Raw genomic sequence first — 5,242 nt, 5'->3', positions numbered from 1 at the left:
TTCCATTCAATAAAGTGACTGATATCAATATTAAACAAGGCCCAATTGATCAGATTCTAGGTCTTTATAGAATTTCAATACAAACAGCAGGTATGGGCCACAGGATAGCTGAAGTTACTTTTATGGGTCTTTTAAATACTGATAAACCAGAATCAATTATAAAAGAACAGATTAATAAAATTCAAAAATAAATTAATAATCTTTTTTTATTTTTTTTAATTTATAGAATATATTAAATTAGAAATATTAAGTTTTTCAATCTATTTTTAAATACTACCTTATAATCAATAAATATTACTTAATTTTGGTGTTTTTATGGAGGGAGAAGAATTTATTCAAGAGATTTTAAATAAAGGCATGCGTTTAACTCCAGAAGCATTAGAATTAGTAGAAAAAATTGAAAATAAAAAAAATACTCTAAATTTATTAATTGAAGGAAATTTTAAAATTATTACAAAAGATGATATAGAATCAATAATTTCTGAATATGAAAAAATCCCAGAACCAGAAGTTGAGATTAGAAGATCAGATAGTTTTGAACCTATTGCTAAAGAATATTCACCAAGGATTAGACTTTATCCAGATAAAGATATTACAAATAATTCAAGATGTACTGGAAAACCAGAAGATTTTGTAGCATATTTTAGAAGCAGGATGTCAATGATGAAATCTCTTTTGCACGAAAGAATGGGAGAAAACCCAATAATAAAAATTAGTGATTTAAGGAAACGCCCAAATGAGGGAGTACGATTAATTGGGATGATTGTTGAAATTAGAACTTCACAAAAAGGTAATTTAATATTAGAAGTAGAAGATGAAGAAGATATTGGATTAGTAATAGTTACTAAATCAGATAAAGATTTGTTTGATTTAGCTAGTAAAATTACATTAGATGATATTTTACTTTTTGATGGAAAAGTGTATAATGGATTATTAATGGCAAAAGAAATTAATTGGCCAGATATACCTATAATGAAAGAAAAGAAAAAAATAGAAGAAGACTTAGCAGTTGCATATTTATCTGATTTACATGTGGGAAGCAGATTTTTTTTAGAAAAAGAATTTAATAAATTTTTAGACTGGTTGAATGGAAATGAAAGAGATAAAGAACTTGCTGGAAAAATTAAATATATAAGTATTTCTGGGGATATAGCTGATGGAATAGGTGCTTACCCAGGACAAGAAGAAGAGTTAATTGTTAAAGATATTTATAAACAATATGAAATTTTTTCTGATTTAATGGAAAAAGTTCCTGATTATATTAAAATTATTGTAAGTCCAGGAAATCATGATGCAGTAAGAAGAGCTCAGCCGCAACCTCAAATCTCAGATGAATTATTAAAAGGTAAAGGAATGTTAAAAGTTGGTAGCCCTTCTTGGGTTGATTTAGAAGGTTTTAAACATTTAATATATCATGGAGATTCTTTAGATTCAATTATTTCTTCATTATCTAATTGTGATTATGCTCATCCAGAAATACCTATGATTGAACTTTTAAAAAGAAGAAATTTATCTCCTATTTATGGTAAAAATGTTATTGTACCTGAAAAAAAAGATTATTTAATGATTGATGAAGTTCCAGATATTTTACATATGGGTCACATACATAAAAATGCATATTCAGTTTATAGGGGCGTACATATAATTAATTCAGGAACATTTCAAGAAAGAACAGAATTTCAAATTAAACAAGGACATATACCAACACCTGGAATTGTGCCAATTTTATTAATGAAAACTGGAGAAGTGATCCATAAAAAATTTATTGGTGAAAATAATGGTTGAAGCAACAAAAGAGATGCAAAATTATTTTGATAATCTACAAAAAAAGTTAGATGTACTTTATAAAATTGCACAAAAAGCAAGAGAAAAAGGATTAGATCCAAAAAAAGAAGTAGAAACAAAATTTGCTCAAGATGTTGCTGGAAGAGTTGAAGGGTTAGTAGGACCGGAAGGAATAGCAGAGGAAATAAGAAAATTAGAAAATAGTGGAATGGCAAGAACTATTGTTGCTTATGAAATTGTTAAAAAATTGATAAATGAAAATAAAAATATGGAGTTAGAAAAAGCAATTGACCAAGCTGTGAGAACTGGTGTTGCTATTTTAACTGAAGGAGTGTTAGTAGCACCAACTGAAGGTATTGGGGGATTAAAAATAAAAGAAAACCCAGATGGAAGTAATTATTTGTCAATTTATTTTTCAGGACCTATACGAAGTGCTGGAGGAACAATAGCAGCATTAAGTGTAGTTTTAGCAGATGTTGCAAGAAGAGAAGCTGGAATAAAAGATTATAGACCAACTGATTCTGAATTAGAGAGATATGTTGAAGAAATTATTATATATGATGCAAGATGTGCAAGATTACAATATATGCCTACTGAAAAAGAGATAAAAACAATTGTTAAAAATTGTCCAGTATGTATTGATGGGGATCCAACACATAAACCAGAAGTATCAGTTCATAGAGATTTAGAACGAATAGAAACAAATAGAATACGTGGAGGAATGGCTTTAGTTATTGGGGAAGGAATTGCACAAAAAGCACCTAAAGTTTTTAGATATACAAAACAAATTGGTTTAGATTGGGATTGGATTGAGTCTATAATGAAAGTTAAAAGTTCAAGTAAAAGTACAGTTGAGATAAAACCAATTAAAACATATTTAGGAGAAATACTTGCAGGAAGACCTATTTTTTCATATCCTATGAGGCCAGGAGGGTTTAGATTAAGGTATGGAAGAACAAGAATAACAGGGATAATGGCAAAAGCAATTCACCCAGCAACAATGGAAGTATTAGATGAATTTCCAGCAATAGGAACACAAGTAAAAATAGAAAGACCTGGAAAAGGATGCATTGTTTTACCTTGTGATACAATTGAACCTCCAATTGTTAAATTAAAAAATGGAAATGTAGTTAAAGTGAATTCTATTCAAGAAGCAAAACAATTAAAGCCACAAATAGAAGAAATTTTATTTTTGGGGGATATGTTAATTACAATTGGGGATTTTATAAAAGCAAATCATCCCTTAATTCCAGGTGCATTTTGTGAAGAATGGTGGGAAGAAATATGTAAAGAAAAAGAAGTTAAAATAAAAGAAGATTTTGATGTATATGATGCGTTTGAATTAGCAAAAGAATATGAAATTCCATTACATCCAGCATATCTTTATTTTTGGGGAGATATAGATTTAAATAAACTAAAAATATTAGTAGACTGGCTTATAAAAGCAGATATAGAATTTGAATCCTTAGGAGTTTTAGGTATAATAAGTTTATGTGAACTTCCTTTAGATTCTGAAGAGGATTTAAAAGCAAAAAGAATTTTAGAAGAGTTGTGTATTTTACATACAGTTCAAAATAATAAAGTGATTTTAGATTCTGAAACTGCATATTCAATATATACCACCGTAGGATTAAAAAAAGGCAAAGATATTTCAATAGATGGATTTAATGAGTTATGGAAAGAAGATAAAAATATTTTAGAGTTTTTAACTGAATTATCTGGGGTTTTAATAAAAAATAAAGCACCTATGTATATTGGTTCTAGAATGGGAAGACCTGAAAAAGCAAAAGAAAGAGAAATGAAACCAGATGTTAATGTGCTATTCCCATTAGGTAATTTAAATAAACATAGAGATATTATAAAAACTTATAATGAATTAAAAGAAAAAACTAAAGATAGAGGAATAAAAGTTGAAATTGCAAGAAAAAAATGTTCTGAATGCGGTAAAATAATCTTTTATAATAAATGTGATTGTGGTGGTGAAGCAATATCACAAAAAATTTGTTCTAAATGCGGGCGAGAGATTATACATGGAAATGAATGTCCGTGTGGAGGAAAAGTTTGTGAATATGATTCAAGATCAATAAATATTATCTCAATTTTAGATAATTTAAAAAATAATATGGATGGAAAATTACCTAGTAAAATAAAAGGAGTTAAAGGGTTAATAAATAATTCAAAAATTCCAGAAAGATTAGAAAAAGGATATTTTAGAGCAAAATATGATTTATCTTGTTTTAAAGATGGAACTTCAAGATTTGATTTTACAGATGCACCAATTACACATTTTAAACCTAAAGAAATAGGAGTATCAATTAAAAAAATAAAAGAGTTAGGATATTCAAAAGATTATTTAGGTAAGGAGATAACTAATGAAGATCAAGTAATTGAAATATTTCCTCAAGATTTTATTGTTTCAGAAAAAGGAATTGATTTTTTTATCAAAACTGCTAATTTTATTGATGATATTTTAATTCATTTATATCAAATGGAACCGTTTTACATGATAAAAACTAGAGAAGAAGTAATAGGTCAGTTGTGTGTTATACAGTCGCCACATACTTCTGCTGGTATATTATCAAGAGTAATAGGTTCAACAAAAGGCAGAGTTGCTTATATGCACCCATATCTAGTTTGTGGAACAAGAAGAAATTGTGATGGGGATGAAAATTGTTTTATGAATTTAATGGATATACTTTTAAATTTCTCAAAAAGTTATCTTCCAGAGACAAGAGGAGGAACAATGGATATCCCAATTGTTTTAACTACATTATTAAATCCAAAAGAAGTTGATGATGAAGTTCATTCAATGGAAGTAATAAATAGAATTCCCTTAGATTTTTATGAAAAAACTGAAAAATTTGAAAGCCCAAATAATCTTAAAATAGATTTAGTTGAGGGAAAATTAGATAAACCAGATCAATATGAAAATATTGGTTTTACACATGATGTTTCTGATATTAATTTAGGCCCAACAATAACAACATATGTTCAATTTAAAAGTATGAAAGAAAAAGTTGGAGCGCAATTTGATTTGCATAAAAAAATAAGAGCAGTAGATATAGAAGATACAGCAGAAAAATTAATTTTAAGTCATTTTATTCCTGATTTATATGGTAATTTAAGGCAATTTTCTCAGCAATCATTTAGGTGTGTTCATTGCAATGCTAAATATAGGCGTATTCCTTTAATAGGCAAGTGTAGAAAGTGCGGTGGAAAAATAGTTTTAACAGTTTATGAAGGAGGAATAACTAAATATTTGAAATTATCAAAAGAAATGGCAATAAAATATGGTTTTCCATTATATCTTAAACAGCGCCTGGATTTGCTAGAGCGCGATATTGAAAGTATTTTCAAAGATGAAAAAGCGCCGCAAGTAAGTCTAAGCGAGTTTATGTAAAATTTGCTTTTTCAAATTTAGTATATTTACAACAAAATTATAAATTATGTAGAAACC

General features: G+C 28.0%; 3 protein-coding genes. All 3 read left to right on the top strand.

Annotation, left to right across the window (positions count from 1 at the left end):
• A partial coding sequence (locus tag WC356_07265) for a PH domain-containing protein (protein MFA5382943.1) occupies positions 1-191 on the top strand: 191 nt, incomplete at its 5' end.
• A gap of 124 nt (positions 192-315) precedes the next feature.
• The gene (locus WC356_07260) at positions 316-1,785 is read left to right on the top strand and encodes a DNA-directed DNA polymerase II small subunit (protein ID MFA5382942.1); all 1,470 of its coding nucleotides are present in this window, start codon (positions 316-318) and stop codon (positions 1,783-1,785) included.
• Positions 1,778-5,185 (top strand): DNA polymerase II large subunit, encoded by a 3,408-nt coding sequence (locus tag WC356_07255; protein MFA5382941.1) that lies wholly within the window; start codon positions 1,778-1,780, stop codon positions 5,183-5,185. The genes WC356_07260 and WC356_07255 overlap by 8 nt, the downstream gene beginning before the upstream one ends.
• The last annotated feature ends 57 nt before the right edge of the window (positions 5,186-5,242 follow it).

The organism is Candidatus Micrarchaeia archaeon (assembly GCA_041653315.1).
In the GTDB taxonomy this organism is placed as follows: Archaea; Micrarchaeota; Micrarchaeia; order Anstonellales; family JAHKLY01; genus JAHKLY01.
Note: the sequence above shows the minus strand (reverse complement) of the source record. Positions and strands in the feature narration are given on the sequence as shown.

Bases quoted from the DNA above. Each gene is read 5' to 3' on its own strand.
- WC356_07260 (MFA5382942.1), top strand. From the start codon at position 316: ATGGAGGGAGAAGAATTTATTCAAGAGATTTTAAATAAAGGCATGCGT.
- WC356_07255 (MFA5382941.1), top strand. From the start codon at position 1,778: ATGGTTGAAGCAACAAAAGAGATGCAAAATTATTTTGATAATCTACAA.